Source organism: Xenorhabdus bovienii, from assembly GCF_024721015.1.
Taxonomy (GTDB): Bacteria; Pseudomonadota; Gammaproteobacteria; order Enterobacterales; family Enterobacteriaceae; genus Xenorhabdus; species Xenorhabdus bovienii.
Map to the genome: position 1 here is coordinate 1 of NZ_JANAIF010000437.1, position 260 is coordinate 260.

At 56.5% G+C, this 260-nt stretch carries 1 protein-coding gene; it reads right to left on the reverse strand.

Features of this window, described 5'->3' with window-relative positions:
- A partial coding sequence (locus NXS07_RS21305) for an AMP-binding protein (protein WP_258087675.1) occupies positions 1–260 on the reverse strand: 260 nt, incomplete at both ends.

The following is a 260-nucleotide window of genomic DNA, read 5'->3' on the forward strand; positions in this document are numbered from 1 at the left end:
TCGGCGCGGAACCGGAGAAAGCCGTTTTCACGGTGGAGATATCGGCATCCACAGGACGCTGCATCAGCGCGGAAACAGCCGTCGGCACAGTGATAATGAAGGAAATCTTCCAGCGTTCGATCAGTTTCCAGAAATTGTCGAACACACCGTCCCCGCGGTACCCCTGCGGGGTCGGGAACACAACATGCGCGCCGGACTTGATGGCAGCCTGCATAATGACGTGAACAGCAAATACGTGGAAAAGTGGCAGCGGACACATG